Origin of the sequence: Corynebacterium sp. HMSC08D02, from assembly GCF_001807505.1 — a bacterium.
Lineage (GTDB): Bacteria > Actinomycetota > Actinomycetes > Mycobacteriales > Mycobacteriaceae > Corynebacterium > Corynebacterium pseudogenitalium.
The window spans coordinates 136448-157541 of sequence record NZ_KV789237.1 but is presented as its reverse complement, the minus strand read 5'-3'; the positions used below and the strand labels follow the sequence as shown (position 1 = coordinate 157541).

The window sequence follows — 21094 nt, the reverse complement described above, 5'->3', positions numbered from 1 at the left end:
CTTTAACACCTCCACCGGAGTGAAAGCGGCACGAAATCGGAGCGAAAGTGGCACGAAAACAGCACGAAAACAACAGCACGACAACAGCGACAACACTGCACTGCCAACAGCGCAGGGTAGACTTCTGCACTATGAGCGAAAACTTCCCGGAGTTCCCGGACCTGTCTAACGCACCAGCTGACGCAAACGCGAGCACTCCCGACTACGCGGGCTTTACGCAGACCCCGGAGGGGTTCCGGTCCGGCTTTGTGAGCTTTGTAGGTAGGCCGAATACGGGCAAGTCGACGCTGATGAATGCGTTGGTGGGGGAGAAGATTGCGATTATGGCGGATCAGCCGGAGACGACGCGTCGGCCGATTCGTGGGGTGGTGAATCGGGAGGATGCGCAGGTGATTGTGGTGGATACGCCGGGGGTGCACCGGCCGCGGACGTTGCTGGGGCAGCGGCTGAATGAGATTGTGAAGGACACGTACCAGGATGTGGACGTGATTGGGTTTACGGTGCCTGCGGATGAGAAGTTGGGGCCGGGGGATCGCTACATTTTGGAGGAGATTCGGGCGGCGAAGCCGAAGACGCCGATTGTGGGCATCGTGACGAAGTTGGATAAGGTGCCGAAGGACGTGGTGGGGGAGCGTCTGCTGGAGATGCACGAGTACTTGGGGCAGGACGTGGAGTTGGTGCCGGTGTCTGCGAAGGACCGGGTGCAGCTGGACGTACTGATGGATGTGCTGGTGAGCAAGCTTCCGGAGGGGCCGCGGTTTTATCCGGTTGATCAGGTGACGGATGAGGGCGTTGAGGCGCGGATTGAGGAGTTGATTCGTGAGGAGGCGCTGAGTGGTTTGCGTGAGGAGCTGCCGCACTCGGTGGCGGTGCAGATTGATGAGATGCATCCGGATCCGGAGCGCCCGGATCGGATGATGATTTACGCGGTGATGTTTTTGGAGCGCCCGGGCCAGAAGCGGATTATTGAGGGGCCTGGTGGGCGTCGTTTGAGCGGGATTGTGCACCGTTCGCGGAAGCAGATTATGGAGTTTGTGGGTCAGAATGTGTACCTGGATGTGCGTTTGAAGGTGTTGAAGAATTGGCAGGAGGACCCGAAGGCGTTGGGGCGTCTTGGCTTCTAGGAGAGGTCGCGGCGCGGGGAGGCCGTCGTGGCGTGATCGTGCGTTTGTGGTGCGCACGTACGATTTCGGGGAGGCGGATCGCGTTGTTGTGTTGTTGACGCGCGATCATGGCTTGGTGCGGGGTGTGGCGAAGGGGGTGCGCAAGGCGCGGTCGCGGTTCGGGTCGCGCTTGCAGCCGTTCGTCGAGGTGGATGTGCAGGTCTATCCGGGCAGAGGCTTATCGACGATCACTAGCGCCGATACCGTCGCGTTTTATGGTCACGCGATCATTGATGACTTCGATAGGTACGCGGCGGGTTGCGCGATGTTGGAGGCTGCCGAGAAGCTGTCCTTTGATCAGGGGGATCCGGAGTTATTTGCGCTGCTGCAGGAGGGCTTCGAGCGTCTGCAGTCGCCGACGCACCCGACCTTGGTGTTGGACGCGTTCTTGTTGAAGGCGGCGGCGCACGCGGGCTGGAAGATGAGCCTGTTTAACTGCGCGAACTGTCAGGCGCCGGGGCCGCATAAGGCGTTTCACGCGGCGGCTGGCGGCGCGGTGTGCACGCTGTGCAGGCCGCCGGGGGCGATGGATGTGGACCCGGAGGTGCTGCATTCGATGTGGCTTTTGGAGCATGACCATGTGTGTTCGGAGGAGTTCGCGGAGCAGGTCCACCGGGCGACGTCTGCTCACCTGCAGTTTTATTTGGGGGCGGGGTTAACAAGTTTGCGAGTGTTGAAGCAGGCATAATGTTTCCCATGAGCAGACCGCAGATTTCCCCGGAGTTTATTCCTCGTCATATCGCGTTGGTGATGGACGGTAACGGCAGGTGGGCGCAGGAGCGCGGCATGAAGCGCACCGAGGGCCACAAGCGCGGTGAGGCGGTGCTGCTGGACTGCGTGGATGCCTGCATTGAGATGGGGTCGGTGGAGTGGCTGTCGGCGTATGCGTTTTCGACGGAGAACTGGCGCCGCGCTGCCTCGGAGGTGCGGTTCATCATGGGCTTTTCGCGCGATGTGTTGCATCGCCAGCGCGAGGAGCTGCACGAGAAGAACGTGCGCATCGTGTGGGCGGGGCGCCGCCCGCGGCTGTGGCGCTCGGTGCTTCGCGAGCTCGAGGCCGCCGAGGAGCTCACGCAGGACAACACGGGTCTGACGCTCGCGATGTGCATTAATTACGGTGGTCGCGCCGAGATTATCGACGGCGCCCGCCAGCTGGCCAAGGACGCCCGGGACGGCAAGATTGCGCCTGGGGATATCACGGAGAAGACGTTCGCGAAGTACATGTACCGCCCGGATATGCCGGACGTGGACCTGTTTTTGCGGCCGAGTGGGGAGAAGCGGACGTCGAACTTTTTGCTGTGGCAGTCGGCGTACGCGGAGATGGTCTACCAGGACAAGCTCTTCCCGGACTTCACCAAGGACGACATGTTCGACGCCGTCTACGAGTATGCGAAGCGGGACAGGAGGTTCGGAGGGGCCGTCGATAAGTTTGATTAGGCCTGGCAGTTGCTGCAGACGCCGTAGATTTCGGCCTCGTGGGCGACGAGCGTGAAGCCGTGCTCTTTGGCGGTGGCCTCAGCCCAGGACTCGACGGGGCCGCCTTCGATCTCCTCGCTGGTGCCGCACTTGACGCACACGAGGTGATGGTGGTGGTGCTCGGTGAGGCAGTGCCGGTAGAGGGTTTCGCCCTCTGGGCTTTGGATGACGTCGACGGCGCCGATTTCCGCGAGCCCCTGCAACGTGCGGTAGACGGTGGTGAGACCGACTTGCTCGTTGCGGTCGACCAGCGCTGCGTGGATGTCTTTGGCGGGGCTGAACTTGTCAATGTCTTTCAGCGCGTCCACGACGGCCTGGCGCTGGCGGGTCATGCGCGGGCCGAGTTTCCTGACGGGGTTATTCGAGCTTGGCATAGTGCGTCCCAGAGTAGCGGACGGCGCCAATGTGGTGGGGTAGATGCTAAGTGTCTGGGGGATTGGCTACACTAAGCGGGTAGTTTTTGCATCACCCATATATGAGGAGTGTTCATGTCAGCCAGCAAGATCGATACCGTTGTTAACCTTTGCAAGCGCCGTGGCCTTGTGTACCCGGCCGGTGAAATTTACGGCGGTACGCGTTCTGCATGGGACTACGGTCCGCTCGGTGTCGAGCTGAAGGAAAACATTAAGCGCCAGTGGTGGAAGCACATGGTGCAGTCCAGGAAGGACACGGTCGGCGTGGATACGTCGATTATTCTGCCGCGTCAGGTGTGGGAGGCTTCGGGCCACGTGGAGGTGTTCACGGACCCGCTGGTGGAGTCGCTGTACACCAACAAGCGCTACCGCGCTGACCACCTGCTGGAGGCCTACGAGGAGAAGCACGGCCACCCACCAGTAAACGGCTTGGCTGACATCAAGGACCCGGAGACGGGCCAGCCGGGCAACTGGACTGAGCCACGTGAGTTCTCGGGCCTGATGAAGACGTACCTCGGCCCGGTCGACGACAAGGAGGGCCTGCACTACATGCGCCCGGAGACGGCGCAGGGCATCTTCGTGAACTTCAAGAATGTGATGACGTCCGCGCGTCTGAAGCCGCCGTTCGGCATCGCCAACATTGGTAAGTCCTTCCGCAACGAGATCACGCCGGGCAACTTCATTTTCCGTACCCGCGAGTTCGAGCAGATGGAGATGGAGTTCTTCGTCAAGCCGGGTGAGGATGAAGAGTGGCACCAGTACTGGATTGATAACCGCCTGCAGTGGTACATCGACCTGGGCATTAACCCGGACAACCTGCGGCTGTACGAGCACCCGAAGGAGAAGCTGTCGCACTACTCGAAGCGCACTGTCGATATCGAGTACGCCTACAATTTCACCGGCTCCAAGTGGGGCGAGCTCGAGGGCATCGCGAACCGTACGGATTACGACCTGCGCACGCACTCCGAGAAGTCCGGCGAGGACCTGTCCTACTTCGACCAGGCCGCCAACGAACGCTGGACGCCGTACTGCATCGAGCCAGCCGCCGGCCTTGGCCGTGCGATGATGGCCTTCCTTGTCGACGCCTACCACGAGGAAGAAGCCCCGAACGCCAAGGGTGGCACGGATACCCGCGTGGTGCTGAAGCTGGACCGCCGCCTGGCGCCGGTGAAGGTTGCTGTGCTGCCGCTGTCCAAGAAGTCCGAGCTTGCCGAGCCCGCTGAGGAGCTCGCCGCGAAGCTGCGCCAGCACTGGAATGTCGACTTCGACACCTCCGGCGCGATCGGCCGTCGCTACCGCCGCCAGGACGAGACCGGTACGCCGTTCTGCGTGACCTTCGACTTCGACTCGCTTGAGGACGGCGCCGTGACCGTCCGCGAGCGTGACACGATGGAGCAGGAGCGCGTCAAGATCGACGAGCTCGAGGCATACCTCGCTACCCGCCTGATCGGCTGCTAGGAGGCACTCGCCATGCATTACGTAAGCTGGGACCGCTCGCAGCGCGACGCCCCGAAGCTGTTGGCTGAGGCCGGCCCGGAGGTACTCGGCGAGTTCACACACGAGTCCGCAACGGTGGGCGGGCAGCAGTGGGACCTGCTGGTCGCCCCTGAGTCCGGCGCGGTGGCGAAGTGTAACGGTGAGACAGTGGTGGAAGCCACCGCTTCCTTGGCACGCGCGAAGGAGATCCCTGTGCACATCGGGGAGCGCTCCTACGTGCTGGTCAACGAGTGGGGCAAGAACTGGGTGGTCAACGACGCCGCCGGCGAGAAGGTCGCGCAGTTCACCCAGGACCACAACGGGGTGCGCAAAGCAATCCTCGAGTTTGAGGGCGAGACCACCCTGCCTGCCACTGATGTGGCGGGGTTGGCGTGGGTAAGCCGCGAGGTCCTGGAGGCGAAGAAGCTCGGGATTTCGAACGCTCTGATCGGCACGTTGCTGCTGTTCTCGGGAATCATCGTGCTGGTGATGTTCCTCTAATGACCACGGTGTGGTGGCGCGGTGCGGCGCTCGAAGGAACCGATGCGGCGGTGGCAACCGTGGAGGGCGCCACGATCACCGCGGACGGCCACCGCATCACCATGGTGTCGACGTTCCCCGCGTCTCTGCGCGCAGTCGACGAGCGCAGCCAGCGCTACCTGCTGCGCAAGACCAGCCTGACCGTGGCGCGCTACACCGCCGAATGCGGCGGCAGGCCATACACGGTGCGCAGGACCCGGGGGCGCCGCCGCGACATTATCGACGCCCGCGGCACCACCGTCGCAACGACAAACGGCCACCTCAACGGTGAGTTGGAGGTGACCGTTCTGGGGGACTGCGCCTCCGAGGCGCTCGTGGGGGATCTGCTGTTTATAACGTGGGCGCTCACGTACGTGGATACGCCCACGCGCAGGCTGCGCTACTAGCTGGTTAGAAAGTGCCGCCGCGGGTGGTCATCCCGCCGCCACCGCCGCCGGAGAAGCCACCGCCTCCACCGAAACCACCCCCACCGAAGCTTCCCCCGCGGTTGCCGCCACCGGAGAGGAGCGATCCCCACAGCACGGCCTGCGCCATGGAGTTCGCCGTATCGCGGGCTTGGGCGCGGCGGTACTGATCCAGATCGTCCTTGGCGGCCTGGATCGCGCGGCGCGCGGTGGTGGTTGCCTGGCGGGCGTACTCGATGGCCTCGCGGGTGTTGCTGGTGCGGCGCTGCTGGGCCTCCGCGTACTCGCGCTGTGCCTGGGCCAGCAGCGTGCGGGGCTGGGAGCTGATAATTCGGCCGCGGGAACGAATCATGTCCTCGGCCGACTGGATCTGGGTGGTGGCCACCTGCATCTGCTGGTCGAACATGGTCAGCGCCCGCGACTGGTCGTGGGCTGCGCCCTCGGCGCGTTCGATCTCGGCGTCGAGCTGGGCGTCCACGTCGCTCAAGTCGGCGTACAGGCTCAGCGGGTCGGTGGTGTCGCGGTCGCCGATGTTGGCGATAGCATCGCGGGCGGTCGCGGTGACGCGGTCGAGGGCGGCCACGTCGATGTCGGCGCCCTGCGCGCGTGCCCCCTTGAGCTGCGCGATCTGCTCGATCTCATCGCGGATTTCCTGGATGAGCGAGGAGAGGTTCTCCTTCGCCGTGCGGATGTTCGCGTCGGCGTGCTCGATGGCGGACAAGTTATGGTCGGAAAGCTCGACGGCGCGGGTGGCAGAGGAGAGGACGTCGAGAAGCGGGCCCTGCTCACCGGCCGGACGCGCGGCAAGACCGCGGGCCTTGTCCAACTGCGCCTCGGCCTCGTCGAGGGACTCGGCGGCGAGCTCAACGTTGCCGTCGATGGAGTGCAGCATCTGGGCGGGGTACTGCTCCCGCAGCGCCGCCAGCTGCTGCTTCGCCGGCTCCAGCCGCGAGCGCAGATCCACGGTGCGCTGCATCACCTTCTCGATCTCCTCCGGCGCGCGCATCAGCACACCGCGCATCGAGTTGAACTCCTCCGTCTTCGCGCGCAGCGACGCCTCAGCCGTGCGGGCGGACGTAATGATGTCGATGAGCATGGCACGGCGCTCCGGCTCGGTCTCCGGGATGGCGTCGTGCAGTGCCTGCTGGGTGCGAAACGCGCGCTGCAGGGCAGTGGTCGCCGAGTTCATCGCGGCGGTAAACGGGCGCACGCGGTCCGCGCCGAACTCAGAGGTAGCCAGGCGCAGCTCCTCCTGGCCCTGCTGCACGGACTCGTCGGCAGCGACGAGCGCCTCCTGCGCCACCGCGTCCAAGGTGGCGGTAGGCAGGCGGTTGAGCGAGTCCGCATCGCCGGGTGCAAGCTCGCGTGCCGACGCCACCTGCGCCTCCCTGTGCTGCTTATTCTTCCGGCGCGACACAGCCCAGTACCCGCCACCAGCAACCGCGGCGAGCCCGGCACCGCCAGCAATCAGGCCGGTTGCCTCGCCGCCGCCCGAGCCCGAACCCGTGCCGCCCGAACCAGCACCGGAGCTGCCGGCCGCCTCAACCGCGGCCAACGCCGCACCAGCCCAATCGCTTTGCACCAACCTCGCGTACGCAGCCTGGTCAATCGCGTCCGCCTCCGCGGACGACCACTGCTCGCCAGTAGTCACGCTGTAGGCGCGCTCGTTCGGCGAAATCGCAATGACGGCCGTATTCGGACCGTTGGCCCGCACGGCGTCCTCCGTCCACTCCGACGGCGGCGTGCCCTCAAAGGATTCCAGGAACACCACCCGCACCGAGCGGCCCTTCTGCGCGCTGACCTGCGCGATAGCGTCCTCAACCTGGGAGACCTCCCCGGCGGTCAGGACGCCAGCCTCGTCGGTGACCGGCGACGTCAACAAGCTGGGCTGTAGCGCCTGCACAGAAATAGACGGCGCTGCAGCCTGCGCCACCGGGGCGACGGCCAACAACGCGCCCCCAACAAACAGCGGGGCAGCGGCCAAGAGACGGTAGTTGCGCTTAGTCATGCCAATGAGGGTAGTCGCTCACGCAGAAACGTGCCGGAACCGTTTACGCTCAGTAGACGTGTACACCTATAACGCCGCAGACGTCGAACGCCGCGCCCCCGAAGCCCCCAAAGGGGCCCAAACCGCGCCCCAGGCCGACACCCGTGACGCCTTCGCCCGCGACCGCGCCCGCGTTCTCCACTCCGCCGCGCTACGACGCCTCGCCGACAAAACCCAAGTCGTCGGACCCCGCGACGGCGACACACCACGCACACGCCTTACCCACTCGCTGGAAGTCGCGCAGATCGCGCGCGGCATCGGCACCGGACTCGGCCTCCACCCCGACCTGTGCGAAATGGCCGGCCTCACCCACGACATCGGCCACCCGCCCTACGGCCACAACGGCGAAAACGCCCTCAACGAAGCCGCCCCCTGCGGCTTCGAAGGCAACGCACAAACCCTACGCATCCTCGCGCGCCTCGAACCAAAAATAATTATCGACGCCACCACCTACGGCCTCAACCTCACCCGGGCCAGCCTCGACGCCGCCACCAAATACCCGTGGACCCGCACCAACCCCGACGGCTCCACTAACCGTAAGTACTCCGCCTACGACGAAGACGCCGACATCCTCGCCTGGGCACGCGCCGGCCACACCGATTCGCGCCCACCCATGGAAGCCCAAGTCATGGATTTTTCCGACGACATCGCCTACTCCGTCCACGACGTTGAAGACGGCATCGTCTCCTCCCGCGTATCCCTCCAAGTCCTTTGGGATTTCGTCGAGCTCGCCGCCCTCGCCGAGAAAGGTGCCGCCGCGTTCGGCGGCACCGCCGACTCCCTCATCGACGCCGCCGACCGCCTCCGCGCCCTGCCCGCCATCGCCGCAGCCGCCGACTTCGACTTCACCCTCCAATCCTGGACCCAGCTCAAAGCGCTCACCTCTGAGCTGGTGGGGCGCTACGTCGGCGGGGTCACGCAGGCCACGCTCACCGACGAAGCAAATCGCGCGCTGGGCAGACAGCACGGCAACCTCGTGGTCCCGCCCGACGTGGAGGCAGAGGTCCGTCTCCTCAAAACGGTGGCCGTGCTCTACGTGATGGACGAGCCCGCGCACCTCGCTCGCCAGGACCGGCAACGCGATCGTATCTTCCACGTCCACGAGTACCTGCGCGCCGGCGCGCCGGGCACCCTGGACACGATGTTCCAGCAGTGGTTCGAGGCCGCCGAGACGGATTTGGAGCGCGAGCGCGTCATCGTGGACCAGATCGCTTCGATGACGGAGTCGCGCCTCGAGCGCACCGCGAAGAAGGCCGCCGCGTTCGACGGCTTCTACTAGAGGTATGCCTCACGAGATTATTCGGGAAATCGTGAACAAAATTGCAATTTTTGTGACTCAGGGCACAAGCAAATCTGTTCACAAAATCCCGACTCCGCTCGAGACAACACCTTCTACCTCTACGCGGAGAGGAAACCAGCGATCTGCTCGAGCGCACCCCGCGTGCCAATTTCGCCCGGAAGCCACGGAAGCTCAAGGATCGGCACCGGCAGGTCCAGCAGCTCCAGCGCTCGCGCTTCCACCTCGCGCCGTCCCGCCAAAAATGAGCCGACCTCATCGGGTGTGCGTCGATTGACGACGGCCCCGCCGACGTGCACGCCGTGGGAAGTGAGCTCCTCGTAGAACTCCATCGACTCCATCACGGGCAGGCGCTCCGCGGTCAGCACGATGTGGAAGACGCACTGGGCGGGATCGGTGAGGACGGCGCGCAGGCGCTCGAACTTGCGGCGGCGCTTCAGCAGCGTGGAGCGGATCTGCTGGTTGCGGCGGTCGACAGGGGAGCCGCTGTCCCCGGAAGTGCCGCCCATCCCGCGGACGAGCTCGCTGAACTTATCGGACTTGTCGCGCCGGGCCAAGAGGCCGTCGGTGTAGGCGGCCATGACCTCGGGGAGTGCCATGAGGCGGGAGGTGTGGCCGGAGGGGGCGGTGTCGAAGATGATGTGGTCGTAGTCGCCGCGCTCAGCGACAAGGTCCGCGATGCGTTCGAGGAGTGCGGCCTCGTGCATGCCGGGGGAGTGCCGTGACATCTCCAGGTGGCGGTCTACTTCGCGGTGGAGCCGTTCGGGCATCATGGCTCGCATTGATTCGCCGACCGCGCGAAGGTGCTGTGAAGTGATAGTTGCCGGGTCGAGCTCGATGGCGTGGAGGTTCGGTTCGAGGGCGGTGGGGGCGTCGTCAAGCGTGGTGCCCCAAATGTGCCCGAGGTTGTGTGCGGGGTCCGTCGAAACTAAGAGGACGCGGCGGCCGCGCGCGGCGAGGCGCACGGCTGTGGCGGCGGAGATGGTCGTCTTGCCGACGCCACCTTTCCCGCCGAAGAACATGACTGGGGCGTCTAGCAACATGAGATCCCGTCGAGTGGTGAGTGTTCCATGCCCATGCGGGTGTGCCAGGCGTGGAAGTCGTCGTAAAGCAGGGGGAGGAGTTCGAGTGTGTAGTAGCCGGCGGGGTTCGGGATGCCGAGCATTTCGGAGGCGACCAGCAGGGTGAACAGGTCGTCCTCCTCGCGCGCGGCGCGGGCGAATTCGCGCCGGTAGGGCGCCTGGTAGAACTCGCTGAGGCCCGCGCCGAGCGCGGCCAGCTTACTGCGCAGGCTCATGGACCGGCGTGTCCTCCCACTCGACGGCTGGCTCGCGGCGCGCCTTGCTGATCGCGGTAATCGCCTCGACGATGACCCAGATCGCGCAGATAATAATGACGACGTCGATAGCGAGCAGCAGCCAGTTGCCCGCCTCGAAGAGGGTGCGCAGCTGCAGCACCGCCGCCCACAGTGACATGAGCGTGACGAACGCCAGCGGGATCAGCAGTGGCAGCGTTGGGCGACGCAGCCTGGTCAGGATGACCACCAGGACTGCCAGGGTCAGCCCGGCCATCAGCTGGTTCGTGGTGCCGAACAGCGGCCAGATGATCATGCCGCCGGACCCGTCGAGGCCCGTCGAGAACGTCAATCCCAGTGCGGCACCTACCGCGATGATCGTGGCTGCCAGGCCGGAGAGCTTCACTCCCATAATCTGGCCGATCTCGCCGACGACCATGCGCTGCAAACGCACACCAGAGTCCATCGTGGTCGCAGCGAAGAGGACAGCCATGGTGGCCAGAATCGTGGCCGACAGGGACGTCGGGATGCCCAGGCCCTGGTTCATCAACGCACCGCCACCTTCGACGAAGGCGTTGACACCGCCGGCGTTCCACTCGTTGTACACGTTCTCCCAATCCGCGATCGTCTTGTAGCCGCCCGTCGTCGCCACAATCGTGCCGAGTGCCAGCAGGCCCTCACCAACCGCACCGAAGTACCCGACGAAGCGCGCGTCCGTCTCCTTATCCAACTGCTTCGCCGACGTACCCGAAGCAACAATGCCGTGGAAGCCAGACACCGCACCACACGCAATCGTCACGAAGAGCAGCGGGAAGATACTCGGCGTGCCCTCCGGCACCGCCTCATTAATCGACGGCGCCACAATCTCCGGACGCACAATAAAGAACGAAGCGTACAAAATAATCAGACCAACAAACAGCTGCAGACCATTGATGTAATCACGCGGCTGCAACAGCACCCACACCGGTAGCATCGACGCAATGAACGCGTACACGAACAGCAAAATGATCCAGATACCGCGGTCCGGAATACCCATCACCGTCTCCGGCAGCGCGAGCGGCACGCGGTCACCAATCACCATCAGCGCGTACAGCGCCACAACACCAACCACCGACACCAGCGGCAGATTCCACTTCAGTCGGTAAATCGCCTGCCCAATCAGCAACGCGACCAGGATCGCGCCCCACGTCGGAATCACCGCCGACGGCGTCGCGATCAGCAGATTCGAAATCACCACCGCGAACGCAGTATTCACCATCAGCAGCAGCAGGAAAATCACCACGAGGAAGAGATTGCGCCCCCGTGCGCCGATATAGCGCCCCGACAACGTACCAATCGACTGCCCCTTATGCCTTTGCGACGCCCACAACGCCCCCAAATCGTGCATCCCCGCAAAGAACACCGTTCCCAAGGTCACCCACAGGAATGCGGGCAGCCAACCCCAAATCACAGCGACTGCCGGGCCGATAATCGGCGCGGCGCCCGCCACGGAAGTGAAGTGGTGGCCCCACAGCACGTACTTGTTGGTGGGCACGTAGTCCACACCGTCTTCCATAGTGTGCGCCGGGGTCTCATAGCTCTCAGAGAGCTTATAGACCCGCTGGCCCAGGAACTTTGAATAGAGCAGGTACCCGGTGAGCAGCATCGCCAGCCCGATGAGTACGAGGAAGAGCGAGTTCATGCGGTCGCCTTTCTGTCAGTGTCTTGAGTCACAACTGCGGAAAGTATGCCACACCTCACAGCTCATTTCCGGTGTTTTCTGAACTCTCCCGGAGGTTCTCGTCGGCGACGACTCGCGTGGGGTGGGGATATGCCTCGCGAGATTGTTCGGAAAATCGTGAATAGAATTGCGTATTTTGTGACTCCAGCCACAAGCAATTTTGTTCACAAATTCCCGACTCCGCTCGAGAGCACACATGCCACCCCAAAATCACCACGCGGGAAGAAGGCCTTCGGGCCGCTCATCGTCGGGGAATCTGCTAATCCTTGCGATGTAGGCTTCAATGCTTGCGTCGCGGAGGGGGTCGTCGGCGTATTGCAGTGGTTCGCGCGGGCCCCGGCAGATGTCGCAATGCGGGCGGCCGCGGTAGGTGGCGCGCACGGTGTCGGCGATGAGGTTGATCGTGCCGCGGAGGTCGCGGTGGAGTGCTTCCACGGGGACGTGCAATGTGCGGACCCAGCTGGTTTCGGTGGGGGCGCAGTGGTCGTCGAAAAGTGGGGCGTCGGTGAGTGTGAGGGCGAAGTGGGTGCCGTACATGACGCGGTGCGGTTGGGTGTGCCAGTAGTGCGCGGGGAGTGCGTGGTGGGAGAGGAGGGCGGTGGCGAGGTAGCTGAGCTCGGGCGCGATTGGGTGGTGGGTGGCGCGCTCCCAGCAGAGTTGGAGGGTGTTGCGGTCGCGTTGGCGAGGCAGGGCCCAGATGGCTGCGGTGATGGTGTCCTCGTGGCCACCGATGTGTTTGAGGTGGTTGAGGACGGGGTAGAGCTGCGCGCGTGGCTCCCATTTGAAGATGCCCGCGATGGTTTCGGGCAGGGGTGCGACGCGGATTTCGGCGATGGTGTCGGTTGTGTGGAGGATTTGGCGTCGATAGTGGAGGCCGGGGCGCCATTTGCTGCGGGTGATGGAGGTGCCGTTGGGCAGTGCGACTTCGGTGAGTTCGGGCTGTCGGCCGAGGTGTGGCACGGGGAGGCGGTGGAGGCGCGCGGCGGTGCGCCCAACGATGGCGGCTTTGCGGTTTTCGCGGCCGTGGATGAGGGCTCGTGCGATGCGGCGGGTGTCGGGGTCAAGCGTGCCCCACCACCGCTTTTCGACGGCCCCATACCTCCCAATCTGCACCATAGTCCCGCTCGCGACGGCCTGTTTGTGCCGCTGAGCTAGTACTGTGCGTCCCCGAAGGCTGTGAATGTGTGCGTTGAGCGCTGCGAATTCCCCCATGCGTTGGCAGTGTAGCAATTTTGTTCACAATTTCCCGAGTGTGCTCGAGACGCCACCTTCCCCCAGTTGGTTACCTCGGTTGCACCTCGCAGAAGGTGTCGTAGTGGTTGTCGGTGTAGTACCACTCGTCGACGACGCCGTCGGCTCCGCCGCCGGTGACGATGCGCCGCAGCCCGCGGTGGTGCACGCCCGGAGTGTCCACGGTGTACTCGCGGTAGTAGCCGAGTGGCTCCTCGGGGAGGGTGCGCTCGTAATTGCCAAAGCGCGAGTCGTCCTCTGGGTGTGGGTAGGGTCCGCCGGATTCGATGAGGTCGATGGTGTCCCAGGCCTCTGCGGGGAGGTTCGGGCAGGAGGTGGGGTCTCCCGACGCGGCGCCCTCGTCCTTGTTGGGCAGGAACGTGTTGATCAGGAGCGCCGCGGCGACAACGACGGCACCGACGGCGGTGTTCTTCGATTTTCGGCTCACGCTGAGTCATTGTGGCACAGGCGCTACGATGTGCGTATGGCTAGGGGCAGAATTCCGGATAGTGACATTGAGGCTATTCGTGAGCGGGCGGCGATCGAGGACATCGTTGGCGAGTATGTGCAGCTCAAACCGGCTGGGTATGACTCGCTGAAGGGCTTGAGCCCGTTTAAGGATGAGAAGACGCCGTCTTTCCATGTGCGTCCGGCGCGTGGTTACTACCACTGCTTTTCTACGGGCAAGGGCGGGGACGTCTTTTCGTTCCTGATGGAGATGGAGCAGATGTCCTTCCCGGAGGCGGTGGAGGCGGTTGCTCAGGAGATTGGCTACCACATTAACTACCAGGGCGGGACCACTGGTGGGCGTGATGTGAAGCCGGGGACTCGCGCGCGCTTGTTGGCGGCGAATAAGGCGGCCCACGAGTTTTACCGTGAGCAGTTGGAGACTCCGGAGGCGGAGGTCGGTAGGAATTTTTTGCTGGAGCGTGGGTTTTCGAAGGAGCTGATTTATCACTTCGAGTGCGGCTACGCCCCGGATGGTTGGGACACGCTGACGAAGCACTTGCTTCGCAAGGGTTTCGACGCCCAGGAGCTCCAGGACGCCGGGATTTCGAGTATGGGGCGTCGTGGGCCGATTGATAAGTTTCGGCGCCGTTTGATTTGGCCGATTAAGGACGTGGCCGGCAACGTGATCGGGTTCGGGGCTCGTAAGCTCTTCGAGGATGACCCGATGGGTAAGTACATGAACACCGCGGACACGATGTTGTACCACAAGTCCAAGGTGCTGTTCGGGCTGGATTTGGCGAAGAAGCACATCGCCACGGATCACCAGACGGTGGTGGTGGAGGGCTACACGGACGTGATGGCGATGCACGCTGCGGGGGTGAAGACGGCGGTGGCGTCGTGTGGTACGGCGTTCGGTAAGGATCACATGGCGGTGATCCGCCGCCTCATGCTGGATGACAACTACTTCCGCGGCGAGCTGATTTACACCTTCGACGGCGACGAGGCCGGCCAGAAGGCGGCGATGCGCGCGTTCCAGGGGGATCAGCAGTTTTCGGGGCAGTCGTTTGTGGCGGTCGCCCCCGACGGCCTGGACCCTTGTGACCTGCGCCTTGAGCGTGGGGATTCCGCGTTGCGGGACTTGGTGGCGTCGAGAATCCCGATTTTTGAGTTCGTGATCGAGTCCCTGCTGAAGGACTATTCGCTAGACACGGCGGAGGGGCGCCTGCAGGCGTTGCGACGCACCGTTCCCGTCGTTGCCGGTATCAGCGACAAGGTGCTGCAGACGGAGTACGCACGCAGGCTCGCCGGCTGGGTGGGCTGGCCGAACCCGGACGAGGTGCTCCAGCAGGTCCGCGAGGAGGCGCGTCGGCCGAAGAAGCAGCAGCGCACCTGGCAGAAACCACAGCGCAACCAGCAGCAGGCCGCGCCGGGCCAGCCGCCCGCGTTGGTGCCGCCGAACCCGCAGGATCCGCTGCTGTGGCCGCAGCGCGAGGCGCTCAAGATTGCGTTGCAGTACCCGGAGAAGGCCGGCAGTTACTTTGAGGGTATTTCGCCGGAGGCGTTTACCAACCCGGCGTATCGCCAGGTGCGTGACGCGATCGAGAAGGCTGGCGGGGTGACGGGCGCGCACGTCGGCCCGCAGTTTTTGGCGAAGGTCGCGCAGGAGATGCTGGACCTGGTGGGCCGCAATTTCGTTTCAGAGTTGGCGGTTGAGCCGATGCACCCGGACGACATTGACCGCTACGTGGATTCGGTGCTCTCGCGGTTGCAGGAGACCCGCGTGGGAGATCAGATTGCGCTGCTGAAAGCGCAGTTGCAGCGCATGCGTCCTTCCGACGACGAGGCCGCCTACAACGCACTGTTTTCCGACTTGGTGGCGTTGGAGCAGGCGCGTCGGGAGCTCAACGACCGCGCCTTACGCGGCGGAGCGTACGGGCCGCAAGGCTAGTGGCCCTTGGCTTTGGCCTCCTGCCACAGGCGGTCTTGGGTTTCGGCGTCGATGGTGCCGGTGCTGCCGTCGAAAAGGTAGGGGGAGCGCGCCTTCATCTTATCGACGAACCCCTGCGCCACCTCCGCGAACCCGAACGCGCCGCGCTCTGCCGCGATTTCGGCGTGGAAGAGGACCTGCAAAAGGACGTCGGAAAGCTCTTTGCGCAGGGCTTCGTCGCCCTCGTTGTCGGTGATGGCGGCGGCGAGCTCCTCGGTTTCCTCGTGGAGGTAGGGCAGCAGCGTTTCGTGCGTCATGGAGCGTTCCCACTGCCCGCGGGTGCGCGCCGCGTGCATGACGGATACTGCCTGGTGGACGGGGTCCTCGAGCGAGGGCACCCGCTCGACGTGCTCACCTTTCGCAATGCGCTCGCGCACGAGCTCGTCGTCCTCGTTCGTGGTGAGGAGCCAGGGGGAGGGGCCGTCGGGGGCGTCGGCAAGGTCCCAACGCACGGAGACGGGCACTTCCATGGTGAACTCCACTGGTCCGCGGATGCGCTGCGCTACTGAAACGGGCAGCATGTCGGGCCAACGAGGGTCAAGCACGAGGATGGTCATAGTGTGTAACAATAGTCCGCATGACAAACCAGATTGCAGAAGCCATCAAGGCCGTTTCCCCAACCGCGGAGGCCGTCGCGCAAGAAACCGTCAGCTTTTCCCCGATCCGCTGGAAGACCGGCTGGCCGCACAACCTGCGCCGCGTCCCACCCTTCCGCGACGACGCCACCGCGACGCTGACCCGCCGCGAAGTCTTCGCCTTCGCACAGGATGTGGTGGACTCCGAGTTGGCCCGCGACCAGATCATCGACTTTTTGGGCGCGTCCTTCGCGTTCCAGGGCGGAAAGAACGCGCAGGCGCAGTTGAAGCTGCAGCAGTTCCTGCGCAACAAGGGCAAGGCGAACGCGCTGCTGCAGGCGCTGCGTAAGGTCGGCTCTGGTGAGCTCACGCCGGTCCAGCAGTACGAGGCCGTCGTGGCTACCGGCCTGCCTGCGAAGTTCGCGTCGGGCCTGATCTACTTCCTGGCCGGCCCGCAGGAGGCCGCCGACGAGAAGCCGCTCATCATCTGCTCCAACCGCGCGAAGGGCGCCGGCCTGGACGTAACCAGCGACTGGTCCGCCGACGAATACGGCGCCTACCTGGCGGCTATCAAGGCCGGGCGCGACGAGCACGCCCCCGACTTGCCACTCGACGCGGTAGAATTCGCGGTACGTGAGCACGCCCGCCAAGGATAGGAGACCATCATGAAGGCGCGTACAACGGCTCTTGCTGGACTTACACTGAGCTGCGTGGCGCTAGCCGGGTGTTCGACAGGGAAGTCGACGGACCTGGGCTTCGCAGCCGCCGCGCAGGAGGGCGCACCGTTTACGGTGTCGCAGGTTGTCGGGGACAGCGCCGAGCGTGCCTATCTTTTCTGCCCGTACACCGACAAGGCGCAAGCGGAGGCCCTGGGTTTCAACCCCGACGATGTCTACAGCATCAACAACAACTCGCAGCGCTGGGAGACCTGGAGTGGCATAGGCGTCATCTTCAGCGATGATCGCACACCCGCCATCGAGTGGTTCGACCCCTCAATTATCGACGCCTGCCCCAGCGCCACCACCGGCGATGAGCTCGACGTGAACGCCCCGATTACCCCCACCGTCGAGCCCGTCGAGTTCGCGGGCGACGAAGGCCCGACCGACGTGATCAAGTTGGTGGTGGAGTAGGGGCTTCTTTGGGGATTGTGCGCTAGCGGGGTGCGCACCACATTCCCTCACAACATTCCCTCACAGGTTTTGTCCGACCTGGGCTTTTGCCGCGCTCGCCGGTCGGAATCGTGGAATGTGGTGCGCGTGCTGCTTGAACTGACACCAAATTCCCTCCCGTGCTTTACGTGACCTGGGGAAACGCAAAAGTTGGCGAAGGAAAACGGGAATGTGGTGCGCAAGCAACGGGGCGAGCGCCTAAAACCTAGCGTGCCAGGAGCTGGCCCAAGTCCAGGTTGGAGGACAGCTGCTGCAGCTGTGGCGGGATGTTGGTCTGGGAGCTGCCGCGGAGCTTCGCCCAGTCCTGTACTGGGTCCGGCTTCACGATGCCGCACTCCAGCGCACGGTCCGCAACTGCCTGGACGGTGCCGCCGGACATGACGCGAAGGGCAATGGAGTCGCCGATCTTGCCATTGAGGTTGTTGACCAGCTGCTGGCGGGTGGTGTCCTTGCCTGCGACGCCGGTGCCGTTGAGGGTGACGCGCAGGGTGCTGCAGTTCATAGTTTTGACGTTGCCGTTGACCAGCTGCAGGAGCGAGGTGGCGTCCTGTGCCTGTGCTGCTGGTGCTGCGAGGCCTGCCAGGCCGGTCAGGGCTGCGACGCCGATGGCTACGATACGGGTGGAAATGCGCATAGGGTGCTCACTTTCAGGTTGTAAATAGGTGCTTGAAAAACAGAACGGGATACACCATACCTGTTACTGGTGTGGCGCAAGTGAAAATTGGGGATTACGGGGGTAGTGTAGGATCTTCTGCCATGACGTTTTCTGGCCGTCCCGGCAGGCGTGCGCGCGGGTGTGGGTGTGTGGCGCTGCTTGTCGTTGTCGGTGCGGTGGTGATGGTTGTTGCGTTGGTGGCCTTCCTGCTGAGCGCGCTCGGCGGTCCGGAGCAGTTCGTGCAGCGTCAACCCGTCCCGGAAGACGTACCCCCTGCCGCTGCCATGCCACCGCCAACTATCGACGTCCACGCGCCCGGCCGAACCGCCAACGAACTCCACGCGTGGGCCGCCCCTATCGCGGGGGAAATCGGGGTAGACCCGCAGGCGGTGCGTGCATACGGTAACGCCGCACTGATCGCGGCGGAAGCCTGGCCGGCCTGCAATCTGCAGTGGAATACGCTCGCTGGCATCGGGTGGGTGGAGACCCGCCACGGCACCTACACGGGCAAGAAGTTCGACGCCGGCCGCCTCGACGAGAACGGGGTGGCGCAGCCGCCGATCGTCGGCCCGGCGCTCGACGGCACGGGAAACTTCGCACTCATTACGGACACGGACGGCGGCACCCTCGATAGTGATACCGAGTTCGACCGCGCGGTGGGGCCGATGCAGTTCATCCCCGGCTCGTGGGCGATCTATGGCCGCGACGCCGACGGCGATGGGGTAGCAAACCCGCAGCAAATTGACGACGCCGCCCTGAGTGCCGCGAACCTCCTCTGTGCGAACGGGCGTGACCTGTCCACTGCGGAGGGGTGGTCGGATGCGGTGCTGACGTATAACCGCTCGCGCGAGTACCTCCACAACGTCCGCGATGCCGCTGCGAACTACGCGCTCACCCAGCGCGCCACCCGGTAGGCATGCCGCAGCCATGCCGAGAAAGCCACAAAAGTGGGCGAAACCGGGCATGGACAAAAGGTTTGACGAAGATCACATTCCGAATGGTGTGACCTTAAATGGCGTGGTTGTGGGCCTATCGCTGCACGGAAACGCAGGGAAAGCGCGAGTGTGACGAACACCAACAAGCATTTTTTGCTGCGATCTGGAACAATCGGTAACGGAAATTTGGTTTGGCCAATCTCAAGGAGATGAACTGTAGTGGCTGATATTATGCACGTCTTTGCTCGTGAAATTTTGGACTCTCGCGGTAACCCAACCGTTGAGGCTGAGGTTTTCCTCGACGATGGTGCGCACGGCATTGCGGGTGTTCCTTCCGGTGCGTCCACTGGCGCACACGAGGCGCACGAGCTGCGTGACGGTGGCGATCGCTACGGCGGCAAGGGTGTCCAGAAGGCTGTCAAGAACGTCAACGAGGAGATCGCTGACGCACTGGCTGGCATCGAGGCTGACGATCAGCGTCTGCTCGACCAGGCAATGATTGAGCTCGACGGCACGGACAACAAGTCCCGCCTCGGCGCGAACGCAATCCTGGGCGTGTCCATCGCTGCGGCGAAGGCTGCTGCTGAGTCCGCTGGTCTGCCGCTGTACCGCTACATCGGTGGCCCGAACGCTCACACCCTGCCTGTTCCGATGATGAACATCGTCAACGGTGGCGAGCACGCTGACTCCGGCGTTGACGTCCAGGAGTTCATGATTGCTCCGCTGAGCGCTGAGTCCTTCGCTGAGGCTCTGCGCATGGGTGCAGAGGTCTACCACTCCCTGAAGTCCGTTATTAACGCAAAGGGCCTGTCCACCGGCCTTGGCGACGAGGGCGGCTTCGCTCCTTCCGTCGACTCCACCCGCGCAGCGCTTGACCTGATCGTTGAGGCAATCGAGAAGGCTGGCTTCAAGCCTGGCGAGGACGTCGCACTTGCTCTCGACGTTGCTTCCTCCGAGTTCTTCGAGGACGGCGTGTACAAGTTCGAGGGCGGCGAGCACACTGCTGAGGAGATGGCCAAGGTCTACGAGGAGCTCATCGCTGAGTACCCAATCGTCTCCATCGAGGACCCACTGCAGGAAGATGACTGGGAGGGCTACGCAAACCTGACCAAGACCATTGGCGACAAGGTCCAGATTGTTGGCGACGACTTCTTCGTCACCAACCCTGAGCGCCTCGCACGTGGCATCAAGGAGCACGCTGCGAACGCACTGCTGGTGAAGGTCAACCAGATCGGTACCCTGACCGAGACCTTCGACGCTGTGGACATGGCTCACCGCGCTGGCTACCGCACCATGATGTCCCACCGCTCCGGCGAGACCGAGGACACCACCATTGCGGATCTCGCAGTGGCTCTGGGCTGCGGCCAGATCAAGACTGGTGCACCGGCTCGTTCCGAGCGCGTTGCGAAGTACAACCAGCTGCTGCGCATCGAGGAAGAGCTCGGCGACGCCGCTGTTTACGCTGGTCGTTCCGCATTCCCACGCTTCAAGTAATCGCTTGATTCGTACGCACCCCCTGCCGATCGCGCGCTCGCGCGTGGCAGGGGGTGTCGTGTTTTTCCCTGCTGTACACTGATGGACACTATGAGCACTGGCACGCCCCAAGACAAGCACACAGTGAAGCGCCGCAGGAAGCGGCTGGCTCGCACTGTGCCCGTGGCGTCCCGCGAGCAGCGCAAGCAGCAGCTCGCCGAGCAGAAGGCCAACAGGGAGTCACGCTTCGCCGCCCCCAACTTAGCGACGCTCGCCCTGCTCATCATCGTGCTCATCGCCGTACTCGTGGCAGTAGCAGCCCCACTTCGCAATTTCTACGAGGGCCGCAACGAGATCGCGCGCGCCCAGGCAAACATTGAGTACTTGGAGCGCCGCCAGGCGGACCTCGAGCGCGAGATCGCGAAGTACGAGGACCCCGAGTATCTCAACCAGGTCGCCCGCCGCCGCCTCGGAGTGATGGAGCCCGGCGAGTCCGCCTGGCGAGTCATCGACCCCCGCATGACCCACGGCACCACGATCACCTCCGACGAAACCCCGGATGACCGTGGCTGGGCCGTCTTCCTCTGGGACTCCCTGCGCGAGGTCCCCGAGGACATCCCCGCCGACGCTCCTGAAGAATCGCCTGCGTCCGCGGAAGCGCCTGCGCCCGAAGCGCCCGCGGAAGCACCTGAGGCGCCTGAAGCGCCTGAAGCGCAGTAGCCCGAGCCTAAAAGGTAGCAACAGGATTACTGCAATCCACTTTTTGCGCGCCCCCACCTGGATTATTCCA

General features: G+C 63.9%; 22 protein-coding genes. 13 read left to right on the top strand and 9 right to left on the bottom strand.

The genetic code is table 11. From position 1 onward, the window contains the following. The first annotated feature begins 131 nt into the window (after positions 1-131). Genes era through HMPREF3170_RS04190 form a run of 3 tightly spaced genes read left to right on the top strand, consistent with a single transcriptional unit; the run spans position 132 to position 2600 of the window. Positions 132-1124, top strand: a complete 993-nt coding sequence (gene era, locus HMPREF3170_RS04200; protein WP_083290857.1) for a GTPase Era — start codon at positions 132-134, stop codon at positions 1122-1124. Then, complete coding sequence (gene recO, locus HMPREF3170_RS04195) at positions 1114-1851, top strand: DNA repair protein RecO (protein ID WP_070478007.1); 738 nt, start codon at positions 1114-1116, stop codon at positions 1849-1851. Before era ends, recO begins: the two co-directional genes overlap by 11 nt. Positions 1852-1859: 8 nt before the next feature. Next, positions 1860-2600, top strand: coding sequence for an isoprenyl transferase (locus HMPREF3170_RS04190; protein WP_240492792.1), 741 nt, complete (start codon positions 1860-1862; stop codon positions 2598-2600). Here the strand turns inward: HMPREF3170_RS04190 and HMPREF3170_RS04185 are convergent. After that, positions 2597-3013 (bottom strand): Fur family transcriptional regulator, encoded by a 417-nt coding sequence (locus HMPREF3170_RS04185; protein ID WP_070478006.1) that lies wholly within the window; start codon positions 3011-3013, stop codon positions 2597-2599. The two genes, HMPREF3170_RS04190 and HMPREF3170_RS04185, sit on opposite strands and share 4 nt — an antisense overlap. Positions 3014-3127: 114 nt before the next feature. On the opposite strand from HMPREF3170_RS04185, the gene HMPREF3170_RS04180 reads away from it, so the two are divergent. From HMPREF3170_RS04180 to HMPREF3170_RS04170, 3 genes are read left to right on the top strand one after another with little or no spacing between them, the layout of a single operon-like run. Next, entirely contained in the window at positions 3128-4510 is a 1383-nt protein-coding gene (locus tag HMPREF3170_RS04180) for a glycine--tRNA ligase (protein WP_070478005.1), read from the top strand. Between the two features lie 12 nt (positions 4511-4522). Then, the gene (locus HMPREF3170_RS04175) at positions 4523-5029 is read left to right on the top strand and encodes a hypothetical protein (protein ID WP_070478004.1); all 507 of its coding nucleotides are present in this window, start codon (positions 4523-4525) and stop codon (positions 5027-5029) included. After that, complete coding sequence (locus HMPREF3170_RS04170) at positions 5029-5454, top strand: hypothetical protein (protein ID WP_070478003.1); 426 nt, start codon at positions 5029-5031, stop codon at positions 5452-5454. The genes HMPREF3170_RS04175 and HMPREF3170_RS04170 overlap by 1 nt, the downstream gene beginning before the upstream one ends. 4 nt (positions 5455-5458) lie before the next feature. Here HMPREF3170_RS04170 and HMPREF3170_RS04165 read toward each other — a convergent pair whose 3' ends face one another. After that, positions 5459-7480 (bottom strand): TPM domain-containing protein, encoded by a 2022-nt coding sequence (locus HMPREF3170_RS04165; RefSeq protein WP_070478002.1) that lies wholly within the window; start codon positions 7478-7480, stop codon positions 5459-5461. A 4-nt stretch (positions 7481-7484) separates the two neighbouring features. Between HMPREF3170_RS04165 and HMPREF3170_RS04160 the strand changes: the two genes are divergently transcribed. Continuing rightward, complete coding sequence (locus HMPREF3170_RS04160) at positions 7485-8798, top strand: deoxyguanosinetriphosphate triphosphohydrolase (RefSeq protein ID WP_070478001.1); 1314 nt, start codon at positions 7485-7487, stop codon at positions 8796-8798. A gap of 119 nt (positions 8799-8917) precedes the next feature. Here HMPREF3170_RS04160 and HMPREF3170_RS04155 read toward each other — a convergent pair whose 3' ends face one another. From HMPREF3170_RS04155 to HMPREF3170_RS04135, 5 genes are all read right to left on the bottom strand, one after another. After that, a complete protein-coding gene (locus tag HMPREF3170_RS04155; RefSeq protein WP_210385492.1) occupies positions 8918-9859 on the bottom strand; it encodes an ArsA family ATPase in 942 nt (313 codons plus the stop codon). Beyond that, on the bottom strand, positions 9850-10113 hold the full coding sequence (locus HMPREF3170_RS04150; RefSeq protein WP_070478000.1) for a cory-CC-star protein: 264 nt from the start codon (positions 10111-10113) through the stop codon (positions 9850-9852). The genes HMPREF3170_RS04155 and HMPREF3170_RS04150 overlap by 10 nt, the downstream gene beginning before the upstream one ends. Next, the gene (locus HMPREF3170_RS04145; RefSeq protein ID WP_070477999.1) at positions 10097-11791 is read right to left on the bottom strand and encodes a carbon starvation CstA family protein; all 1695 of its coding nucleotides are present in this window, start codon (positions 11789-11791) and stop codon (positions 10097-10099) included. The genes HMPREF3170_RS04150 and HMPREF3170_RS04145 overlap by 17 nt, the downstream gene beginning before the upstream one ends. A 249-nt stretch (positions 11792-12040) precedes the next feature. Continuing rightward, positions 12041-13042 carry a hypothetical protein gene (locus HMPREF3170_RS04140; RefSeq protein WP_141742195.1) on the bottom strand — a complete coding sequence of 334 codons (1002 nt, stop codon included), beginning with the start codon at positions 13040-13042 and terminating at the stop codon, positions 12041-12043. A 70-nt stretch (positions 13043-13112) separates the two neighbouring features. Continuing rightward, on the bottom strand, positions 13113-13508 hold the full coding sequence (locus HMPREF3170_RS04135; protein ID WP_083290856.1) for a guanyl-specific ribonuclease: 396 nt from the start codon (positions 13506-13508) through the stop codon (positions 13113-13115). 36 nt (positions 13509-13544) lie between these two features. On the opposite strand from HMPREF3170_RS04135, the gene dnaG reads away from it, so the two are divergent. Then, a complete protein-coding gene (dnaG, locus tag HMPREF3170_RS04130) occupies positions 13545-15458 on the top strand; it encodes a DNA primase (RefSeq protein WP_070477997.1) in 1914 nt (637 codons plus the stop codon). Here dnaG and HMPREF3170_RS04125 read toward each other — a convergent pair. Beyond that, a complete protein-coding gene (locus tag HMPREF3170_RS04125; protein WP_070477996.1) occupies positions 15455-16054 on the bottom strand; it encodes a MazG nucleotide pyrophosphohydrolase domain-containing protein in 600 nt (199 codons plus the stop codon). The two genes, dnaG and HMPREF3170_RS04125, sit on opposite strands and share 4 nt — an antisense overlap. A gap of 20 nt (positions 16055-16074) precedes the next feature. On the opposite strand from HMPREF3170_RS04125, the gene HMPREF3170_RS04120 reads away from it, so the two are divergent. Both HMPREF3170_RS04120 and HMPREF3170_RS04115 read left to right on the top strand, forming a co-directional pair. Next, positions 16075-16728, top strand: coding sequence for an 8-oxoguanine DNA glycosylase OGG fold protein (locus tag HMPREF3170_RS04120; protein WP_070477995.1), 654 nt, complete (start codon positions 16075-16077; stop codon positions 16726-16728). Positions 16729-16737: 9 nt separating this feature from the next. Continuing rightward, positions 16738-17202: a hypothetical protein gene (locus HMPREF3170_RS04115; protein ID WP_070477994.1), complete on the top strand. Its 465-nt coding sequence runs from the start codon at positions 16738-16740 to the stop codon at positions 17200-17202. 244 nt (positions 17203-17446) lie between these two features. On the opposite strand, the gene HMPREF3170_RS04110 is transcribed toward HMPREF3170_RS04115, so the two are convergent. Then, entirely contained in the window at positions 17447-17875 is a 429-nt protein-coding gene (locus HMPREF3170_RS04110) for a hypothetical protein (RefSeq protein WP_070477993.1), read from the bottom strand. 122 nt (positions 17876-17997) lie between these two features. Here HMPREF3170_RS04110 and HMPREF3170_RS04105 point away from each other — a divergent pair, with 122 nt between their 5' ends. The 3 genes from HMPREF3170_RS04105 to HMPREF3170_RS04095 all read left to right on the top strand — a co-directional run bounded on the left by HMPREF3170_RS04105 (position 17998) and on the right by HMPREF3170_RS04095 (position 21024). Beyond that, positions 17998-18810, top strand: coding sequence for a lytic transglycosylase domain-containing protein (locus tag HMPREF3170_RS04105; RefSeq protein WP_070477992.1), 813 nt, complete (start codon positions 17998-18000; stop codon positions 18808-18810). Between the two features lie 240 nt (positions 18811-19050). Continuing rightward, positions 19051-20325 (top strand): phosphopyruvate hydratase, encoded by a 1275-nt coding sequence (eno, locus tag HMPREF3170_RS04100; RefSeq protein ID WP_070477991.1) that lies wholly within the window; start codon positions 19051-19053, stop codon positions 20323-20325. Positions 20326-20415: 90 nt separating this feature from the next. Beyond that, positions 20416-21024 carry an FtsB family cell division protein gene (locus HMPREF3170_RS04095; RefSeq protein WP_070477990.1) on the top strand — a complete coding sequence of 203 codons (609 nt, stop codon included), beginning with the start codon at positions 20416-20418 and terminating at the stop codon, positions 21022-21024. Positions 21025-21094: the final 70 nt, after the last annotated feature.

Excerpts from the sequence above, each read along its gene's own strand:
- HMPREF3170_RS04165 (WP_070478002.1), bottom strand. The coding sequence starts at position 7,480 with ATGACTAAGCGCAACTACCGTCTCTTGGCCGCTGCCCCGCTGTTTGTT.
- HMPREF3170_RS04120 (WP_070477995.1), top strand. The coding sequence starts at position 16,075 with ATGACAAACCAGATTGCAGAAGCCATCAAGGCCGTTTCCCCAACCGCG.
- HMPREF3170_RS04170 (WP_070478003.1), top strand. The coding sequence starts at position 5,029 with ATGACCACGGTGTGGTGGCGCGGTGCGGCGCTCGAAGGAACCGATGCG.
- HMPREF3170_RS04185 (WP_070478006.1), bottom strand. The coding sequence starts at position 3,013 with ATGCCAAGCTCGAATAACCCCGTCAGGAAACTCGGCCCGCGCATGACC.
- HMPREF3170_RS04150 (WP_070478000.1), bottom strand. The coding sequence starts at position 10,113 with ATGAGCCTGCGCAGTAAGCTGGCCGCGCTCGGCGCGGGCCTCAGCGAG.
- HMPREF3170_RS04105 (WP_070477992.1), top strand. The coding sequence starts at position 17,998 with ATGACGTTTTCTGGCCGTCCCGGCAGGCGTGCGCGCGGGTGTGGGTGT.
- HMPREF3170_RS04110 (WP_070477993.1), bottom strand. The coding sequence starts at position 17,875 with ATGCGCATTTCCACCCGTATCGTAGCCATCGGCGTCGCAGCCCTGACC.
- HMPREF3170_RS04155 (WP_210385492.1), bottom strand. The coding sequence starts at position 9,859 with ATGTTGCTAGACGCCCCAGTCATGTTCTTCGGCGGGAAAGGTGGCGTC.
- HMPREF3170_RS04180 (WP_070478005.1), top strand. The coding sequence starts at position 3,128 with ATGTCAGCCAGCAAGATCGATACCGTTGTTAACCTTTGCAAGCGCCGT.
- era (WP_083290857.1), top strand. The coding sequence starts at position 132 with ATGAGCGAAAACTTCCCGGAGTTCCCGGACCTGTCTAACGCACCAGCT.
- HMPREF3170_RS04160 (WP_070478001.1), top strand. The coding sequence starts at position 7,485 with ATGAGGGTAGTCGCTCACGCAGAAACGTGCCGGAACCGTTTACGCTCA.
- HMPREF3170_RS04175 (WP_070478004.1), top strand. The coding sequence starts at position 4,523 with ATGCATTACGTAAGCTGGGACCGCTCGCAGCGCGACGCCCCGAAGCTG.
- HMPREF3170_RS04115 (WP_070477994.1), top strand. The coding sequence starts at position 16,738 with ATGAAGGCGCGTACAACGGCTCTTGCTGGACTTACACTGAGCTGCGTG.
- HMPREF3170_RS04095 (WP_070477990.1), top strand. The coding sequence starts at position 20,416 with ATGAGCACTGGCACGCCCCAAGACAAGCACACAGTGAAGCGCCGCAGG.
- HMPREF3170_RS04140 (WP_141742195.1), bottom strand. The coding sequence starts at position 13,042 with ATGGGGGAATTCGCAGCGCTCAACGCACACATTCACAGCCTTCGGGGA.
- HMPREF3170_RS04125 (WP_070477996.1), bottom strand. The coding sequence starts at position 16,054 with ATGACCATCCTCGTGCTTGACCCTCGTTGGCCCGACATGCTGCCCGTT.
- HMPREF3170_RS04145 (WP_070477999.1), bottom strand. The coding sequence starts at position 11,791 with ATGAACTCGCTCTTCCTCGTACTCATCGGGCTGGCGATGCTGCTCACC.
- HMPREF3170_RS04190 (WP_240492792.1), top strand. The coding sequence starts at position 1,860 with ATGAGCAGACCGCAGATTTCCCCGGAGTTTATTCCTCGTCATATCGCG.
- dnaG (WP_070477997.1), top strand. The coding sequence starts at position 13,545 with ATGGCTAGGGGCAGAATTCCGGATAGTGACATTGAGGCTATTCGTGAG.